This window comes from Shewanella sp. NKUCC06_TVS (assembly GCF_019345515.1).
GTDB classification, from domain to species: Bacteria; Pseudomonadota; Gammaproteobacteria; order Enterobacterales; family Shewanellaceae; genus Shewanella; species Shewanella oncorhynchi.
In genome coordinates this window covers 178726-196983 of record NZ_JAHKQX010000009.1, presented here as the reverse complement: position 1 = coordinate 196983, position 18258 = coordinate 178726, and the positions used below count along the sequence as shown (strand labels likewise).

The 18258-nt window shown below is 43.8% G+C and carries 21 protein-coding genes and 1 pseudogene; 13 read left to right on the top strand and 9 right to left on the bottom strand.

The annotated features are described in order from the left end of the window. Positions 1-96, top strand: a pseudogene (locus KO531_RS12250) (IS982 family transposase); the annotation flags it as partial. Positions 97-108: 12 nt separating this feature from the next. Here the strand turns inward: KO531_RS12250 and KO531_RS12245 are convergent. Then, positions 109-669, bottom strand: coding sequence for a DUF4136 domain-containing protein (locus KO531_RS12245; RefSeq protein WP_028761276.1), 561 nt, complete (start codon positions 667-669; stop codon positions 109-111). A gap of 180 nt (positions 670-849) precedes the next feature. On the opposite strand from KO531_RS12245, the gene KO531_RS12240 reads away from it, so the two are divergent. The 4 genes from KO531_RS12240 to ruvX all read left to right on the top strand — a co-directional run bounded on the left by KO531_RS12240 (position 850) and on the right by ruvX (position 2759). After that, on the top strand, positions 850-1167 hold the full coding sequence (locus KO531_RS12240; RefSeq protein ID WP_219251299.1) for a hypothetical protein: 318 nt from the start codon (positions 850-852) through the stop codon (positions 1165-1167). A 177-nt stretch (positions 1168-1344) separates the two neighbouring features. Continuing rightward, positions 1345-1674: a stress response translation initiation inhibitor YciH gene (yciH, locus tag KO531_RS12235; protein ID WP_219251298.1), complete on the top strand. Its 330-nt coding sequence runs from the start codon at positions 1345-1347 to the stop codon at positions 1672-1674. 66 nt (positions 1675-1740) lie between these two features. Continuing rightward, on the top strand, positions 1741-2304 hold the full coding sequence (locus KO531_RS12230) for a YqgE/AlgH family protein (protein ID WP_219251297.1): 564 nt from the start codon (positions 1741-1743) through the stop codon (positions 2302-2304). Positions 2305-2333: 29 nt separating this feature from the next. Next, positions 2334-2759, top strand: a complete 426-nt coding sequence (gene ruvX / locus KO531_RS12225) for a Holliday junction resolvase RuvX (RefSeq protein ID WP_006082513.1) — start codon at positions 2334-2336, stop codon at positions 2757-2759. 87 nt (positions 2760-2846) lie between these two features. On the opposite strand, the gene hemH is transcribed toward ruvX, so the two are convergent. The 4 genes from hemH to KO531_RS12205 form a co-directional block, all read right to left on the bottom strand. Next, the gene (hemH, locus tag KO531_RS12220; RefSeq protein WP_219251296.1) at positions 2847-3860 is read right to left on the bottom strand and encodes a ferrochelatase; all 1014 of its coding nucleotides are present in this window, start codon (positions 3858-3860) and stop codon (positions 2847-2849) included. A 32-nt stretch (positions 3861-3892) separates the two neighbouring features. Continuing rightward, entirely contained in the window at positions 3893-4432 is a 540-nt protein-coding gene (locus KO531_RS12215; RefSeq protein WP_219251295.1) for a glutathione peroxidase, read from the bottom strand. A 186-nt stretch (positions 4433-4618) separates the two neighbouring features. Then, on the bottom strand, positions 4619-5731 hold the full coding sequence (locus tag KO531_RS12210) for a PilT/PilU family type 4a pilus ATPase (RefSeq protein ID WP_028761282.1): 1113 nt from the start codon (positions 5729-5731) through the stop codon (positions 4619-4621). 9 nt (positions 5732-5740) lie between these two features. Continuing rightward, positions 5741-6778, bottom strand: a complete 1038-nt coding sequence (locus KO531_RS12205; protein WP_006082517.1) for a type IV pilus twitching motility protein PilT — start codon at positions 6776-6778, stop codon at positions 5741-5743. A 35-nt stretch (positions 6779-6813) separates the two neighbouring features. On the opposite strand from KO531_RS12205, the gene KO531_RS12200 reads away from it, so the two are divergent. The 8 genes from KO531_RS12200 (at position 6814) to KO531_RS12165 (ending at position 13926) form a co-directional block, all read left to right on the top strand. Then, complete coding sequence (locus tag KO531_RS12200) at positions 6814-7512, top strand: YggS family pyridoxal phosphate-dependent enzyme (RefSeq protein WP_219251294.1); 699 nt, start codon at positions 6814-6816, stop codon at positions 7510-7512. A 216-nt stretch (positions 7513-7728) separates the two neighbouring features. Beyond that, on the top strand, positions 7729-8547 hold the full coding sequence (gene proC, locus KO531_RS12195; protein ID WP_028761284.1) for a pyrroline-5-carboxylate reductase: 819 nt from the start codon (positions 7729-7731) through the stop codon (positions 8545-8547). Positions 8548-8593: 46 nt separating this feature from the next. Beyond that, a complete protein-coding gene (locus KO531_RS12190) occupies positions 8594-9142 on the top strand; it encodes a YggT family protein (protein ID WP_105251874.1) in 549 nt (182 codons plus the stop codon). Next, complete coding sequence (gene yggU, locus KO531_RS12185; protein ID WP_028761286.1) at positions 9142-9447, top strand: DUF167 family protein YggU; 306 nt, start codon at positions 9142-9144, stop codon at positions 9445-9447. Before KO531_RS12190 ends, yggU begins: the two co-directional genes overlap by 1 nt. A 135-nt stretch (positions 9448-9582) precedes the next feature. Further along, positions 9583-10017, top strand: a complete 435-nt coding sequence (locus KO531_RS12180) for a DUF4426 domain-containing protein (protein WP_219251293.1) — start codon at positions 9583-9585, stop codon at positions 10015-10017. Positions 10018-10139: 122 nt separating this feature from the next. Next, positions 10140-10757: an RdgB/HAM1 family non-canonical purine NTP pyrophosphatase gene (gene rdgB, locus KO531_RS12175; protein ID WP_219251292.1), complete on the top strand. Its 618-nt coding sequence runs from the start codon at positions 10140-10142 to the stop codon at positions 10755-10757. After that, complete coding sequence (gene hemW, locus KO531_RS12170; protein ID WP_219251291.1) at positions 10757-11923, top strand: radical SAM family heme chaperone HemW; 1167 nt, start codon at positions 10757-10759, stop codon at positions 11921-11923. Before rdgB ends, hemW begins: the two co-directional genes overlap by 1 nt. Before the next feature lie 152 nt (positions 11924-12075). After that, positions 12076-13926, top strand: a complete 1851-nt coding sequence (locus KO531_RS12165) for a DUF885 domain-containing protein (RefSeq protein WP_219251290.1) — start codon at positions 12076-12078, stop codon at positions 13924-13926. Between the two features lie 656 nt (positions 13927-14582). Here the strand turns inward: KO531_RS12165 and KO531_RS12160 are convergent. The 4 genes from KO531_RS12160 to KO531_RS12145 all read right to left on the bottom strand — a co-directional run bounded on the left by KO531_RS12160 (position 14583) and on the right by KO531_RS12145 (position 18222). Further along, the gene (locus tag KO531_RS12160; RefSeq protein ID WP_006082526.1) at positions 14583-15524 is read right to left on the bottom strand and encodes a LysR family transcriptional regulator; all 942 of its coding nucleotides are present in this window, start codon (positions 15522-15524) and stop codon (positions 14583-14585) included. 452 nt (positions 15525-15976) lie between these two features. Then, a complete protein-coding gene (locus KO531_RS12155; protein ID WP_219251289.1) occupies positions 15977-16798 on the bottom strand; it encodes a YggN family protein in 822 nt (273 codons plus the stop codon). 183 nt (positions 16799-16981) lie between these two features. Next, entirely contained in the window at positions 16982-17896 is a 915-nt protein-coding gene (gene glsB / locus KO531_RS12150; RefSeq protein ID WP_113939414.1) for a glutaminase B, read from the bottom strand. Next, positions 17896-18222: a YggL family protein gene (locus KO531_RS12145; protein ID WP_028761293.1), complete on the bottom strand. Its 327-nt coding sequence runs from the start codon at positions 18220-18222 to the stop codon at positions 17896-17898. Before KO531_RS12145 ends, glsB begins: the two co-directional genes overlap by 1 nt. Positions 18223-18258 lie beyond the last annotated feature (36 nt).

Sequence of the window (18258 nt, the reverse complement as noted above, 5' to 3'; positions counted from 1 at the left end):
ATTGCGGGACTCATCGCCTATCAATTGAAAGACAATAAGCCACAACTGAACATCACTAACGCAGAGTTTAATGCTATTACAGTTATGGCTTGTTAAACCGATCTCAGGTTATTTAGTGTCAGGCTTAGGTGGATAATTTGCCATTACACTGCCCACTGCTTGATTGATGATCTGTACTCTTTCTTCTGGGGTATTTTTGTCGCGAATGGTATCGGCAACAGAACCACGCCAGATCAGTTTAGTGGTTTTATTATCAACCAAATCAATAATCAGGGTGCCAACTTCATATTCTCTTACTGTGGTTTGGGTCTGCATATTGCCGCCCCAACCCCATCCTGGACCATAGTATGGGTTGTAGCCAAAATTACTATTGAAGGTATCAACATTAATCTTCTTATCAACTTTGGTCAGATAATTAACAAGTACATCAGCATCTTTTGCATCAACTAATGTCATCCCCTTACTCGCTAACTGGCTATTCACCGCTTCTCTGACCCGTTGGTCCATCAAGCCATCCAAATGATATCCAGCAGAATCCGTTTTCTGAGCAACCCAAGCATAGGTTTTATATTGGGTAAAATTTGCGCTAGGATCAAAATCCCAACCTGACTTCATCGAACTACAGGCACTGAGTGCCAACACAGCTAATGCTACAAAAATATTTTTCATCTTAATTTCCTCAGATGTTCGACCCGAACAAAGACAAGTATCAGAGATATGAATTTAGCTTACAGAGCAATAGCCTAATCTACAACTCAATTGATTAAAAAGTGGCATCTCATTCAGCTTGACTTCAGCAAAACCAAAGATGATAATGATTATCAATTAAGATTTGAGGGAGGTGTTGAAATGTACTGGTTTATTAGCGCGTTTATGGTTGCATCTGCCATTTTTTTCCTTGCACCAGAAAAAATTTCTCTCGAGGTGAATAACGCAAAAATAAAACGTCATTTGCCTACCAGTTTACTGATATTACCCCTCCTAGTGCTTGGCTGGTTGGTTATTGATACCATTGCTAATGGCACTAACTATGCCACAGTCGCCGCATTTGGTTTTGTTACAACAGCCTGCTTAATTGCGTTACCTAAGTTACATAAATTTATTATGCCCAGTGCATTACTCACCGCTGTGGCGCTGATAGCCATGGTATTCATGCGAATGAATTGATCCCGAGCTTTAAGCTTACTTTTCAAAAATATGCTTACTTCCCTGCAAAGAGTTAGCATTTTGTTCAGACCACTTAAGGATAATCCTCAAGTGGTCTTTTTTTACCTCCCAGAACCCCTGCAAATTTGATAAACTGAACGGGTATAAGTCATCTTTTAACACCAATGAATGAAATCTATGAAAGCAGATCCTAATGTATCCTTAGTGTACAGCACCGACAAAGGCCGTATAAATGCAGAGCCCGTCACTAAAGTGATTCCTGAATCCGACGGTATAGTCAGGATCCATAGAGACAGTAAGGGCCGCAAAGGCAAAGGCGTTTCGATTATCTCTGGGTTAGGTCTCGATGAAGCAGCGTTAAAAGCAATGGCACAAGCCCTTAAGAAACAATGTGGTTGTGGTGGTACGGTTAAAGATTTCACTATTGAGGTCCAAACGGACAACCGTGAGCAATTAAAGCTATTACTTGAGAAACAAAACTACAAAGTTAAATTAGCTGGCGGTTAATCTCGCCCGACTTAGCAATATAGCAGCAAGCTAGATCAACTTAGCCACATCAAACGGAGTAGTTTAATGGAGAGTTTGCAGAACCATTTCTTAATTGCCATGCCCTCACTACACGGCACGTTTTTTGAACGCTCAGTCATTTATATCTGTGAACATGATACCAAAGGCGCCATGGGACTGGTGATCAATAAACCGCTCGGTATCGAAGTTAATTCGCTATTAGAACAAATGGATTTGCCAGCAGAGCAAGTCTCCGCGGATTTAGTGCTCAATACCAATGTCATGATGGGCGGCCCCGTCTCCCAAGATCGCGGCTTTGTGCTGCATACCTCTCAGCCTTATTGGGCCAATAGCACAGATCTGGGTTGTGGTTTAATGCTAACCACTTCCCGTGATGTGTTAACCGCGATTGGAAGCAACAGATCGCCCGAGAAGTTTCTCGTCGCATTAGGTTATGCTGGATGGAGTAAAGATCAGCTCGAACAAGAGCTTGCCGATAATTCTTGGCTCACAATTCCAGCAACGAATGCGCTCTTGTTTAACATTAAACACGAAGACCGTTGGCCACAGGCCAGCCGTGCTCTCGGATTTGATGCTTGGCAAGTTTCAGCTCAAGCGGGTCACGCTTAAGTCTATTTATTAATATAAGTCAGCACACTATGAATTCGAAAACCGTATTAGGCTTTGATTTTGGCACTAAGAGCATTGGTGTCGCTATAGGCCAAGAAATCACCGCTAGCGCCACGCCATTGTTGTCAATTAAAGCCGTCGATGGGATCCCAAATTGGGATCAGATAGGCGACTTAATCAAGGAGTGGCAACCCGACTTAGTCGTCGTTGGTCTGCCTTTAAATATGGATGGCACAGAGCAAGATATGACCCACAGGGCGCGTAAATTTGCGAACCGCATCAATGCTAAGTTCAAAGTCAAAATAGCCACTCAAGATGAGCGATTAACTACCACTGATGCTAAGGCCAGATTATTCGAATTGGGCGGGTTTAAGGCACTGACCAAAGGTCAAGTCGATGCTGTGTCTGCCGTCCTTATCATCGAAAGCTACTTCGAAAATAACTTCAGCAAGTAATGCCACAATAAATAAAACTACAACAAAAAGAAAAGGATAAGTTGCCTTATCCTTTTAGTTTGGTGTTTAACCCGATAAATTACCGGATCAAAAATGTGGCTTCACTAAGTTGGCCATCATAGTAATGTGTGCATCATCATCGTTTAGTGCAGCGATGTAACGGAACTTCTCACCACCCGCCTCGGCAAAGAGATGACCATTCTCACCAACAATTTCTTCCAGCGTTTCTAAACAATCGGCGCTAAAAGCAGGGCAGACGATAGCAATATCACGCACGCCTTGTTGCGGCAACGCTTTCAAAGTCGCATCGGTATAAGGTTGTAGCCATTTGGCTTTACCGAAACGCGATTGAAATGTCATCACAAACTCATCTTTACCTAACCCAAGCTTCTCGGTAACCAGTCGAGTCGTTTTCATGCAGAAGCAGTAATACGGATCGCCTAAATGCAAATTACGTTCAGGCATACCATGGTATGACAACACCAATTTTTGCGGTTTACCATGGGCTTCAAAATCAGCCGTGATCGAATTGGCTAAAGCATTAATAAAGTCAGCATTGTCATGATAAGTATTAATAAAATGCAGTGCTGGAATATAGCGCCACTTGGACAACTCAGCCGCAATCGCATCAAATGCAGAACCTGTGGTTGGCGCCGCATATTGGGGATACAGAGGTAACACCACGATTTTATCTATGCCATTTTGATGCATATTCTGCAAGGTGCTAGCAACCGACGGATTACCGTAACGCATGGCTAAATGGACAGAGACATCGTAGTTATCAGCTTTAAGCTTATCCGCTAACTTTGCCGTTTGACGCAAACTAATGTCCATCAACGGAGAACCTGCCGCAGTCCATACCTTTTGGTATAACGCTGCCGATTTTGCAGGCCGTACCCGTAAAATAATCCCGTGTAAAATCAACATCCACACTAGCTTAGGAATTTCGACGACTCGGGGATCCGCTAAAAACTCTGCAAGATAACGTCTAACAGCAGATGCTGTGGGTTCATCTGGAGTACCTAAATTCAACAACAACACGCCTACTTTGCCGCGCTGCCCGTGTCCAACTTCTTTGGATAAGCCTGAAAATTTAGCCAAAACAGCCTCTTAATTAATAAATATTCGTAAGATTAAAGTACAGATTCTATCGCTTGCTTAAGCTCTTCACTATCTGGCTTCACTTTAGAATTGAACTGTTGCACAACCGCACCATCACCGCTGACGACATACTTATAAAAATTCCACTTAGGCGCACCAGTTTTTTCAGCTAAGTATTTGAAGACACTATTAGCGTCACTACCACGTACTGGCGATGTCGACAGCATAGTAAAGGTGACACCGTAATTGATGTAACACACCTTAGCCGTATCTTTCTCATCATTTTCTTCTTGGAAAAAATCATCCGATGGGAAACCAATGACCACTAAGCCTTTATCTTTGTAGTTTTCATTCAATGTTTCGAGCGCTTTAAACTGCGGGGTGTAACCACAGTTACTGGCCGTGTTAACAATCAACACTGGTTTTCCCTGAGTCAATTCACACAGATTAACTATCTCTTCAGAATGTAATTTTCGTACTTCAAGGTTCAGATACTCGGGACAAGTAGCCGCCATAGCGCCAACACTCATCAAGCTCGCTGTCATAGCGAATATCATGGGTAATTTTTTCATTGCTTTCTCCTTTACCTGTACATTACGCAAACGCACTAGGTAAAGATCATATTGAATTAAAAAATAAAAGCTATGGATAATGGCAACATAGCGATGAAGTAGAACCGATTGAGCTGAACGAAAATCTAATACACAAACAAAAAGCAGCCCATAAAGAGCTGCCTAACCCAGAACCTGACTATCACGCTAGTCCATGTCTAAGGTGACACCTTCCATAAAACCTGAGCCCGTGGATTCTTTATTCTGCAATTTAATCATCAAACGTAAATCGTTTGGTGAATCAGCATGGTGCAGCGCATCGGCGTAACTAATCTCGCCATCGACATAAAGTTTCAGCAAGGCCTGATCGAACGTCTGCATGCCCTGCTCGTTGGATTTTGCCATGGTTTCTTTGAGTAAATGCAGCTCGTTCTTCGCAATTAAACTCGCCACCCTTGGGGTATTAATCAATACTTCAATCGCGGCGCGACGCCCTGTGCCATCAACTTTAGGGATCAATTGCTGCGCCACAATACCGCGCAAATTTAATGATAAATCGAACAACAACTGTTGATGCTTACTCTCAGGCACGAGATGCATAATCCGGTCTAACGCTTGGTTGGCGTTGTTGGCATGCAAGGTTGCCATACAGAGGTGACCCGTTTCAGCAAATGACAGCGCAAACTCCATCGTCTCTTGGGTACGGATTTCACCAATCAAGATCACATCGGGAGCTTGGCGAAGGGAGCTTTTTAGCGCCGCATCAAAAGACTCAGTATCTATGCCCACTTCACGCTGAGTGATTATACTTTTTCTGTGGTCATGAACGAATTCAACCGGATCTTCAATAGTCAAAATATGCCCACGAGCATGACCATTGCGATAACCCACCAAGGCCGCCAAGGACGTTGACTTACCCGTTCCCGTTCCGCCTACCATAATGATGAGACCACGTTTACTCATCACCAGGTCTTTTAGAATAGGCGGCAATTTTAAATCATCGACATCAGGGATTTTAGTCTCAATACGGCGCATCACGCAGCCAGGCGATTCACGCTGCCAAAAAGCGCTCACCCGAAAACGACCTAAATCCTTTGCCGCAAAAGCGAAGTTACACTCACGAGTGGAATGAAACTCTTGCTTCTGAGCCTCGGTCATTAACGACTCAACAAAATCCAGTGATTGTGCTGGAGTAAAGGCACTTTCGGCCAAGGGACGCAATTCACCGTCAATCTTGGCACTCGGCGGAAAGCCCGCTGTGATGAACAAGTCGGAGGCTTTGCGTTCCACTATCACTTTTAAAAACGGACGAACATCCATCATAAATCCTTAAAATGTCGCTTGTTTATTCGAACTTTTCGCCATTGCATCTTCACGAGTGATAAGACCGCGATTGACTAAATTCTGTAAACATTGCTCTAAGGTCTGCATTCCATGGGCCATACCTGTTTGAATTGCCGAATACATTTGCGCCACTTTGTCTTCACGAATTAAGTTGCGGATAGCGGGCGTGCCCATCATGATTTCATGGGCGGCGACACGGCCTCCTCCCACCTTTTTAATCAGAGTTTGTGAAATAACCGCTTGCAGCGATTCAGACAACATAGTGCGCACCATGTCTTTTTCACCGGCGGGGAATACGTCGACCACACGGTCAATCGTTTTCGCGGCAGAGGTGGTATGCAAGGTACCAAACACTAAGTGGCCTGTTTCAGCGGCGGTCATAGCCAAACGAATGGTCTCAAGGTCACGCATCTCACCGACTAAAATCACGTCTGGGTCTTCACGCAGTGCGCTTCTAAGCGCCGCATTAAAGCTGTGGGTATGGCGGTGAACTTCACGTTGGTTAATCAAACATTGCTTATTTTGATGAACGAATTCGATAGGATCTTCAATGGTTAAGATATGATCATGTCGATTTTCATTCACGTAATCCACCATAGCGGCAAGTGTGGTACTCTTACCCGACCCCGTAGGTCCAGTCACTAGCACCAATCCGCGAGGGAAACTGGCAATTTTTTTAAAAATTTCCGGCGCACCTAATTGCTCAAGTGACAAAATGTCACTTGGAATGGTACGAAACACAGCCGCTGCACCACGGGATTGATTGAATGCGTTAACACGAAAGCGTGCAAGATTAGGGACTTCGAACGAGAAATCGATTTCTAAATGTTCTTCGTAGTCCTTGCGCTGCTTATCATTCATTATGTCGTACACTAAACTGTGTACACCTTGATGATCGAGCGCGGGCAGGTTAATTTTTCTCACTTCACCGTCAACACGGATCATGGGAGATATCCCTGCAGAAAGGTGTAGATCCGAGGCTTTGTGTTTTACACTAAATGCCAATAACTCAGTGATTTCCATCGTTTGGGATATCCTTGCAACTAGATAATTACATCATGACAACAATAGCAGACAGACTCGCAATCGCACAGCGCAGGATCACACAAGCAGCGCAAAAATGTGCCCGCCCCCCCTGCAGTATTCGCTTACTTGCCGTCAGCAAGACTAAACCTATTGAAGACATTATAGCAGCCTACCAAGCGGGTCAGCGTTGCTTTGGCGAAAACTATGTCCAAGAAGGCGCTGAAAAAATTACTGCGCTCAAGGGAGATTTCCCCGACATAGAATGGCATTTTATCGGCCCACTCCAATCTAATAAAACCAGCATAGTCGCCCAGCATTTCGATTGGATGCATACCGTTTCACGCGACAAAATTGCCCTACGTCTCAATGAGCAACGTCCGGCCGAATTGGCGCCATTAAACGTCTGTATTCAAATTAATATCAGTGCTGAAGACACAAAATCTGGCATAGATGCGGCTCAAATGCTGCCACTGGCCGAACTGATAGCTCAGCTACCTAACTTAGCACTGAGAGGCCTAATGGCAATTCCAACGGCTACCGCGGATACAGAGTTACAGCTTAAAGAGTTTTCCATGTTAAACAATCTATTTCAAGAACTTAAATCGCATTATCCCGCTGTAGATACGCTTTCAATGGGGATGAGTAATGACCTAGATACAGCGATTAGCTGCGGTTCAACTATGGTGCGTATTGGCAGTGCCATTTTTGGTGAGCGCAATTACGCTGCGTAAAATCCACGTTCGGCATTTAGTTAGAGGTCAGTTTAACCTTGTTTTTAGCACTTTATGCCCAAATACTGTATTTAAGAACACCGAACATTAACGATTTAAGAGCAATTAGCGAGAGTCGATAATCAGGCTCAGTCATTCAAATGACTAACCGTTTTATCATCTTAATTTAAGGTGAAGATGTTACAAGTTAACGGTTAACACACTGAAGAGAATCAAATGGATCAACAGAAAATCTGCTTTATCGGTGCCGGCAATATGACGCGCAGCATCATCAGTGGCTTAGTCAATAGCGGCTATCCAGCTCAACTCATCCAAGCGACTAATCCCAGCCAAGGTAAACTCGATGCACTAAAAGACGATTTTGGGATTTTGGTTTCTCAGGATAATTTAGCCGCGGCGCAAGCTGCCGATGTCATAGTACTTTCGGTAAAACCACAATTGATGCAACAAGTTTGTGAAGCATTACAGACAGTCGAGCTGTCGAATAAGTTAGTCATCACTATCGCTGCGGGCATTAAAGCAAAGCGATATACCGACTATCTGGCACAAGACATCAAGCTTATCCGCGCCATGCCAAATACGCCGATGCAAATTAGTGTGGGTATGACTGGCCTCTATGCGCCTCAAAGCATTACTACCGAGCAGAAAGCCATTTGCGATCGTTTGATGTCAAGCGGCGGCGAAATAGTGTGGGTAAATGAAGAGTCAGATTTAGATCAAGTGATTGCACTATCGGGCAGTTCACCGGCTTATTTCTTTTTGCTAATGGAGTCTATGATAGATGCAGGCAAAGAAATGGGAATGGATGAAACAAAAGCCAGAAGTTTAGTGCAGCAAGCTGCGCTTGGCGCTGCTATGATGGCAAAGCAAAACCCACAACTGACCTTAGGTAATTTAAGGGAGAATGTTACTTCAAAGGGCGGCACCACCGCACAAGCGCTGGCGACATTTGAAGCTGCGGATATGCGCGGCTTAGTAAAAAAAGCCATGGAAAACTGTATTAATCGTGCAGAAGAAATGGCTAAAACATTTTGATCCACTAACACGTTTTTATATCGAACTTTAATAGGTAGAAATCTCGATGAATGCATTTACCTTTTTAATCACCACTCTATTCGATCTCTATTTGATGGTGGTGATTTTGCGGATTTGGTTACAACTGGCAAGGGCTGATTTTTACAATCCTTTTAGCCAATTTATTGTTAAAGCAACTCACCCGCTCATCGCACCAATGCGCCGTATTTTGCCTTCCTTAGGGCGATTTGATACCGCATCTTTCGTCCTCGCATTATTGGTTGTGATAGCCAAGCTGCTACTAATTAGCCTCATTGCGGGCGGTGGCATAGACATACTGTTATTTTTGCTGTTTGCCGTTGTATCTGTGGTCAAAAAAGCAGGGGTACTGCTATTTTGGATGCTATTAATACGCGCAATCTTAAGCTGGTTTAACCAAGGCTATAATCCAATTGTAATGATCATGGGTCAGTTAACTGAACCCGTATTAGCACCAATACGTCGTATCATACCGCCAATTGGTGGTTTAGATTTATCCGTAATGCTGGTCATTATTGGTATGAATTTCCTCAATATGTTACTTGCTCAATATATCCCTTATTGGGCTGTGATCTAATGAGTGCAGTGACTTTGCAGCAAGGTGACTTGCTGCTTAATCTCTACATTCAGCCTAAGGCTAGCCGAGATCAAATTGTAGGATTGCACGGTGATGAGCTAAAAGTAGCCATCACTGCGCCGCCTATTGATGGCAAAGCGAATGCCCATTTAAGCAAGTACTTAGCAAAAGCTTTTAAAGTGCCAAAGAGCGACATTCACATAATAAAAGGTGAACTTGGCCGACATAAACAAATCCGCATTATTGACCCTAAGATCATCCCAAGTGTCATTACTGAACTGATGGGGCAAGATAGTGAAAAGTAATTCAGTTGAAAGATCAATCAGTTAAAGAATCGTACAACTGAAAACGAATTAATCCTTTGAATGCTATTAATTTATTGAAAAAAATAGTCACAGCGGCCCTATAATCCAACATTCCCTAATATGAGGTATCCCATCATGTTCCGTAATCTTCTCGCTGTATTAGCCCTCACGGCCAGCCTTTGCGGTGTTGCAAATGCCGAGCAAAAAGAAACTGTCGGCAATTTTGATATTCATTACATGGCACTTGGCAGTACATTTTTAACGCCTAGCATAGCCAAATCCTATGGCATTAAGCGCAGTAACTACATTGGCATTATCAATATTGCCGTATTAGATATTAGCGAAGCGAATAAGCCCGCAGTACCCGTTGAAATTACTGGAGTTGCTAATAATTTGTTAGATGCGCGAATCAACCTAACGTTTAAAGAGATCCGCGAAGGTGATGCGATTTATTACATTGCCGAAGTGCCCTACCGCGATGATCAGGAAATCAACTTCAATATCGCAATTAAATATGGCAATCAACTGAACACGAACTTACAGTTCAAGCAAAAATTCTACGTTGAATAAACCTATTTTATACCTTTGTTGGCGTTGCTTTCCTGTAGCGCCAACCCCTTTCCCTGTCCTTTACTATTGAGCTTGGGTATCATAGTGCCAACGCACGTCGCCCCATTTATGATAGGTATTCCATGCAACAAATCGTCCTCGCCAGCGGTAATAAAGGCAAACTCGCTGAATTCGATCAAATGCTCGCAAGCTACGGTGTCACTGTACTGCCGCAGAGCCAGTTTAATGTCAGCGAAGTAGCAGAAACGGGTACCACTTTTGTAGAGAATGCCATTATCAAAGCCAGGCATGCCGCCGAAATCACCGGACTTGCGGCCATTGCCGATGATTCGGGTTTAGAAGTGGATTTACTCCAAGGCGCTCCAGGCATTTATTCAGCACGTTACGCAGGCGAAAATGCCAAAGATCAAGACAACGTATTGAAACTACTTGAGACGTTAAAAGACCAGCCAGCACCTCGCGGGGCAAGATTCCAATGCGTACTGGTATATATGCGCCATGCGAAAGACCCTACCCCGATTATTTGCCAAGCCTCATGGGAAGGCCAAATCAACTTTAGCCAACGCGGCGCTAATGGCCATGGTTACGATCCGATTTTTATCCCTGAAAATTATCAATGTAGCGCAGCAGAGCTGAGCAGCAACGAGAAAAATGCCTTAAGTCATCGTGGTAAAGCCCTAGTGCAACTTATCGCCGCCATGCAAGCCCAAGGCGTGTTAACTGGCGGGAATGCACAATAATGTCGTCAACTGCCGTGACTACTGCAATGAAGCTCGAACTGCCACCACTCAGTCTGTATATCCATATTCCCTGGTGCGTACAAAAGTGTCCCTATTGTGACTTTAATTCCCATGGCCAAAATGGTGAGCTGCCACAGGAAGCTTATGTTGCTGCGCTATTGGAAGACTTACGCCAAGATTTACATCTCGTCCAAGGGCGGCAGATCCATACCATCTTTATCGGTGGCGGCACGCCATCATTATTCGATGCTAAACAAATCAAACGCATACTCGATGGTGCCAATGCGCTAATTCCCTTTAGTGACAATATCGAAATCACTATGGAAGCCAATCCTGGTACTTTAGAGCACGATGACTTTAGTGCCTATCGTGCAGCGGGCGTCACTCGTTTATCTATCGGGGTGCAAAGCTTTTCTAAGGATAAACTCAACTTACTCGGACGTATTCACGATCAAAACGAGGCACAAGTCGCCGCTCAAAAAGCCAGCCAAGCGGGATACTTGAGTTTTAACCTCGATTTAATGCATGGATTACCCAACCAAAGTTTTGCTGAAGCTATGGCCGATATCGACACGGCAGCGGCGCTTAACCCGCCACACCTATCTTGGTATCAGTTAACGATTGAGCCCAACACCCTATTCCACTCAAAACCGCCGCAGCTGCCCGATGACGAAGCGCTCTGGCATATCTATGAGCAAGGTCAACAAAAGCTGGCCGCATTAGGGTATGAGCAATACGAAATATCTGCCTACGCAAAACCCGGTTACCAATGTAGGCACAATCTCAACTACTGGCAGTTTGGTGATTATCTAGGCATAGGCTGTGGCGCCCACGGCAAAGTGACGCTGCCAGAAGAAAACCGCATCATACGCACGGTAAAAATTAAACATCCCAAGGGATATCTGAGTGCCCACAACTACACCTTCGAATCGATTGAAGTTGCAGAGGAAGACCGCGCGCTCGAATATTTAATGAATCGCCTGCGTCTTATGATACCTATTCCTAAGCAAGAATTTGAACTGCGCACAGGACAACACAGAGACACATTGACCGAAGGAATGGAAAAAGCCAAACAACGCGGTTTACTGACAGAATCCGCTGAACATTGGCAATTAACCAGTAAAGGTCATATGTTTGTTAATGATTTACTGACACAATTCTGCTAAGCCTGCCGTTAAAATAGCTCTATAAATAATGTGTTAGCTTTCAATAGTGCAGTTTAATACTATTACTGCTAACACATTTTCTAACACTAATATCCATACATTCTTGTTCCGCTTCTTTAGTATTGATGCAAATCAATCTAGGAAGCCTGATCATGCCAATAAAAACTAAAATCAGCTTAGTCGCACTGACCCTTTCAGCTCTGCTGACCATTCCCGCGTATGCAGCATCAACTGCGCCAACCTTACACAGTGCAAGCGAACCTGTGAATGCAGTAGCGCAAACCGAATCAGAAAAAGCCAATGCCCTGTTCGAAACCATCTTCATGGAAAACATTATGGCGAGTCCCATTTCGCAGACCTATATGGGGATCAAGCAAGACTATGATAAATGGGATGAACTAGGTGATGCCACCGATGATAAAACCCTAGATCGCACAAAAAAACAACTGGCGCGGGTCAATCAGATTGATGCGACCAAACTCGATCCACAAACTCATCTTAGCCTCACGTTACTGAAGCAAAATCTGCAAAATGACATCGAAGATGACCAATGGCGCTATCATAATTACCCTGTGAATCAGATGTATGGTGGCCACTCTATGATCGCCTCCTTCTTGATTAACCAACATCAAATCACAGATGTCAGCGATGCAAAGGCCTATATCAGCCGCTTGAATGGCGTGCCCAAACGGTTAAGTCAACTACAGACAGTATTAGACGTTCGCGCAGATAAAGGCATTATCGCGCCTAAGTTTGTATTCGCCTATGTGATTTCAGACAGCCAAAACATCATCAAAGGTGCGCCTTTTGATAAAGGCGACGACAGCGCGTTACTCGCAGATTTTCGCCGTAAAGTTAACGCATTAGCGATTAAAGAAACGGAAAAGCAAACACTGCTTCAACAGGCTGAGCAAGCACTCGTTACTCAAGTCGAGCCCGCCTATAACAGACTCATCAGTTACGTAAAAACCTTAGCAGCCAAAGCTGATGACCGCGATGGTGCGTGGAAACTCCCTAACGGAGCCGCCTATTACAATAATGCCTTGGCACGAACGACCACGACAAACATGAGCGCAGATCAAATCCATGACTTAGGACTTTCTGAGGTGGAACGTATTCACAATGAAATGCGCGCCATCATGACGAAGGTCAACTTTAAAGGCGATTTACAGCAATTCTTTAGCTTTATGCGTGACGATCCCCAGTTCTACTACCCCAATACTGCCGAAGGCAAAGCCGCCTATTTAGCTGAGGCGACTAAGCTCATCGACAATATGAAATCGCGCTTAGATGAAGTGTTCAAAGTAAAACCTAAGGCCGCCATGATAGTGAAACAGGTTGAAGCCTTTAGAGAAAAATCCGCAGGCAAAGCCTTCTATGAGCAACCTGCGCCGGATGGCTCGCGTCCAGGTAGCTACTATGCAAACCTATATGACATGAAAGCCATGCCGAAATACCAAATGGAGGCGCTGGCCTACCACGAAGGTATTCCGGGTCATCACATGCAGATCGCCATTTCCCAAGAGCTGCAAAATATTCCTAAGTTCCGCAAATTTGGTGGCTATACCGCGTATATCGAGGGCTGGGGTTTATATAGCGAATCTTTCCCGAAAGAAATGGGACTCTACGCCGATCCCTATTCTGACTTTGGTCGTCTAGCAATGGAACTGTGGCGTGCATGTCGCTTAGTCGTTGATACCGGTATTCATGCCAAGAAGTGGACCCGCGAGCAAGGCATTGCCTATTACGTGGATAATACGCCAAATGCTAAATCGGATGCGGTGAAAATGGTTGAACGTCATATCGTTATGCCATCGCAAGCAACAGCCTATAAAGTGGGCATGATTAAGCTGCTGGAACTCAGACATAAAGCAGAGCAACAGCTTGGCAGTCAATTTGATATCCGCGACTTCCATACTCTAGTACTTGCTAACGGCGCATTGCCACTGGATGTGCTAGAGCAACAAGTCGATCTCTGGATAGCCAGTAAGAAGCAGGCCTAATGCCCTAATGCTGAGCCGTGAAGCACTGTTAACTTGCTTCACGACTAAAGCGACATAGGTGAAAGTCTTAAGCTGCAGCCAATAAAAAAGCCACTCGAAAGTGGCTTTTTTATTGGTACCATTATCCCGTTAGATAACAGAACCCTTCTCACTGTGGGTCACTATATTTGTTGCATTAATATATGCTTTAGCACTCGCCTTCACATCATTTAACACACAGTTGCGACTTTAGGGTACAGGGAGACAAAACTTGTGCTCAAGGCTACAAACCATCAATAAAAAAATTACCTCAGCGATAAGGCTGAGGTAAACCAAAAACTAGGATGATGGTTTAAAGAGCCAACATTGTTTTAGTTCTCAAACTTCTGTTGGCTGTGATCCAAAACTGCATTAATGCCGACCTGTATACAAAAATTGAAAGGGGTCATTTCCAATAAACGTATAGGACTCAGATCATTCCGAATCAACTGTTACCATTGTATTCAATTAAGAACAGAGTTCAAGGATGTTATAAAAAAGTGCTTTAGAACACCCTAAAAAACCATCAACAAATGTACTCATCAACTCAATCTAAAGTATTGATTTTAAATAACCATAAAAGTTCGTGCTCAATTTAAAACCACATAAGACTGCTTTTGAGAACAATGTTTCCTATTTTACTGACGTTTACTGAATAATTCAACATAGGGAGCATCCCAATACGGTGGCGTTCCTATGTGATCTTTGATGAATTCGATAAAAGAACTAACCTTAGGTGCTAAGTGCTTACGACGGGGATAAACTGCCTGCAATGGCAGATGGTGGGTCAATTGCCAATCCTTCAGTAAAGGCACTAATGTCCCTTTGGCAATTTCATCTTCCATCAGATAACTCGCAAGATACACAACCCCAAGACCACTGATTGCAGCAGATTTTAATGCTGGCGCGTTATCTACCCTGAAATTGCCCGATACGCCAATTTCACAGTAATCATCACCCTTCTTAAATTGCCACATGCTGTGCTCGTGCCACTCGCCTTGATAGACCAAACAATTGTGGTCAACTAACTGCTCAGGTCGAGTTGGCTCGCCATGTTGAGCAATATAGCCAGGAGAAGCAACTAACAGGAATTGGCACTTCATCAGCGGTCTAGCAACCATGCCAAGCGGTAATTGCTCCGACATAGTTAACAGTAAATCTAAGCCTTCACTCACTACATCTACTTTATGGTCCAGTAAACTCACTTGTAGCTCAAGCTCAGGATGTTTTGCCATAAAGGATGGCAGCGCAGGAATGATATGCATCACCCCAAAGGATTGGGAAATCCCCACCTTGAGCACACCGCGGGTCGCATCATTTAAGTTATGTACGCTGGCTATCGCTTGTTCAGCGTCACGCAGCAGTTCTTCACCTTGCAGATACAGCAAATGCCCTGCTTCAGTCAGACTTAAGCTACGGGTGGTACGTTGGATTAATTGAACACCAAGTCTATGTTCAAGATCGGCGACTTGTGTACTGACCTTAGACTTAGAGATCCCAAGCCTTCTTGCGGCGGCACTAAAACTACCTGCTCTGGCCACATGAGTAAAAATCGCAATAGGTTCTAACAGTTCTAACATGGAAGTCGCCTTAAGCTGTTTACGACAATGATATTAACTTTCGGTGAGCAGCTATGGTTAGCGTAATCATCGCTTAAAAATAACCATAGCATTGATATCTCGCATCAAAATGATATAACGCAGAGATTTAGACCGAAAAAGTACACTAAAGTAGGGGGTTATATCTGACTGATATGCCAGCTTTTAATTATATTTTAAGAGTATACCAAATATTCGTCTCTAGACTGTAACATTCCGAACTAAATCGCTGCAAGCCTAGCCTATAAGCCACATCAACTTAGCCATAAAGGTTGTCGCCACGATTAAACAGTAGCCAATAAAAAAGCCCCTAGTCGATTAATTGACTAGGGGCGTAGCATTCAAGTTTGACTCATGCACAAGGAGATAGAAGTTATTGCAGTTAAAAATAAGGGCGATTCGTAAGAGATATTTACAAGAACTATTTGCAAGAACTATTCACGCAGTTCCTTGGTTGAGTTTTGTGTCAACACATAAGGCGCTAGTTCTGGCACTTCTTGGCGCAATTGATTTTCAAGCACTAACAAATTTTCAAATCGGTCGCACAAACGGTCAGCCTTAGCTTCTAATCCCTTAGATTGGCTCTCCACTTGTTGCTCAATATCTTGGCCTAAATTGTCCATTTTTTTGGAGAAGGTATCCATCTTGGCTTCAAAATTTTCACCGCCACCAGACATGATTTGGCCACCTAAGTTCATCATAATTGCGCCAATTGAATTCTGGACAATTTGTTCCATTTCCTGCTCGAATTCATCGTTAAATGTACTTTGCATCGAGTCTTCAGTCGCCCATAAATAGAAGCTATCACCATTCTTGTAAGCCACTGAGTCAACACGTTTTTGAACGCCAGCCATCATTTCATCAAATTTTGCACCAGCGGCATCACCCATTAAAGGTGTTAAGGCCATACCAACCGCTTTGGAAGCAAGAGATACTGCCTCATTCACCAGTTCAATCACTTCTGGCACTTGAGTCGAAACTTCATCGGCATATTGAGTAACCAATTTTTTCTGCTTGTCGGTTAAGTTAACTTGCTTACCTTCCACAAATAACTTGTCAACTTCGATACGATACTTTTCTGTGCCCTTCTCGCTCATGACTAATTTTTTAGGCTCAACCATAACGTCATAATTTAAGGAGACTTCACAGCGCTCATCTATTTTTGGCTCTATTTGTGCTTGCGCCAGCTGTACGCTAGATGTTCCTAAAATCACGCCAGATAATGCAAATCCAGTTAATAACTTATTTAATTTCATTTTTGTTCGTCCTTTAATCTGAATAATTCGATAAACCTAAACTACTGAATAGCTTATAGCAGGAGACGTGCCAACATTATAAAAATTTGATTATGTTGATTTTTTTAAAGTTAGCACTAAAAGGTCATTAGCGAAATTCGCTAACATTTAGTCTGATAGTGCTAATAAAAACGTGAGGTAAAGCTAGAAAATAGAACGGCCGAGACGCTGACTTAGATGCTCAAGCATCGCAGTGCCCGCAAGTGAGTTGCCATTATTATCGAGTTCTGGCGACCATACACAAATCGACAGTTCTCCAGGGATCACGGCAATAATACCGCCGCCGACGCCACTTTTACCTGGCATACCAACACGATAAGCAAACTCACCCGCACCATCGTATAAGCCCGAGGTTGCCAACAGAGCGTTAAGTTGTCGAGTTTGCACTTGAGAGATAAGCTCAGTCCCTGTGATACTTTTGCCGCGATTAGCCAAATACAACATAGCCTTAGACAAGTCAGCACAATTCATCTTCAAGGCGCAATAATGAAAATAGGTGCGCAGCACAGTATCAACATCGCCTTGAAAATTACCAAAGGACTTCATCAAATAAGCGATAGCCGCATTGCGCGCACTATGCTGATATTCTGAATCTGCTACTTGTTTATCGAAACACACTTTATCGTTTTGGCTTAGTTGCCTGACTAACTCAAGCATTCTGTGTTTAGGAGCACCTAAACGACTCTGCAATAAGTCAGCAATCACTAACGCGCCAGCATTGATAAAGGGATTACGCGGCTTGCCACGTTCTAACTCGACTTGTACTAAAGAGTTGAATGAATGGCCCGAAGGTTCTTTGCCAACACGGCTCCAGATTTCGGCTTCTTCATATAAAGTTAACGCTAAGGTTAAGCTGAAAACTTTGGAGATACTTTGAATCGAAAACGGCTCAAGGTAATCGCCCGCACCTAAAGTTTCACCGTCAACAGTCGTGACGGCAATGCCTAATTTGCCAGCATCAACGCTGGCCAGTGCGGGGATATAATTTGCAACCTTTCCTTGGCCGAGCAAGGGTCGAACTTTCTCGACCACTTCCTCAAGTAATGCCAACTCGGGCATTAACCCCACCAAATGTCGTACAGTTCGCTAACTTCAACCTGAGACACTTTTTGGGTCGCCCAGAATGCCTTAACTGCAGCAATATCTTCTTCGGTACATTTACCAATCGTTTGGGTGGCGATAATGCCTTCCCATTCGATGTGGCCGCCGCCATGGAAACCTAATTTACGGGTTTCGATCACTTCATCGATGAATTTATCTACAGTTGCATCGATATCGGCTTCAGATACTGATGCATCAAAAGTCCAAGCCATATCGAAACCTAACTCTTGGAATTCATCAACGCGCATTTTCTTACGTAAACGACGGCTACGATTAGTTGCCATAGTGATTTTCCCTTTTGTGTTTAAAATTAGCTAAAA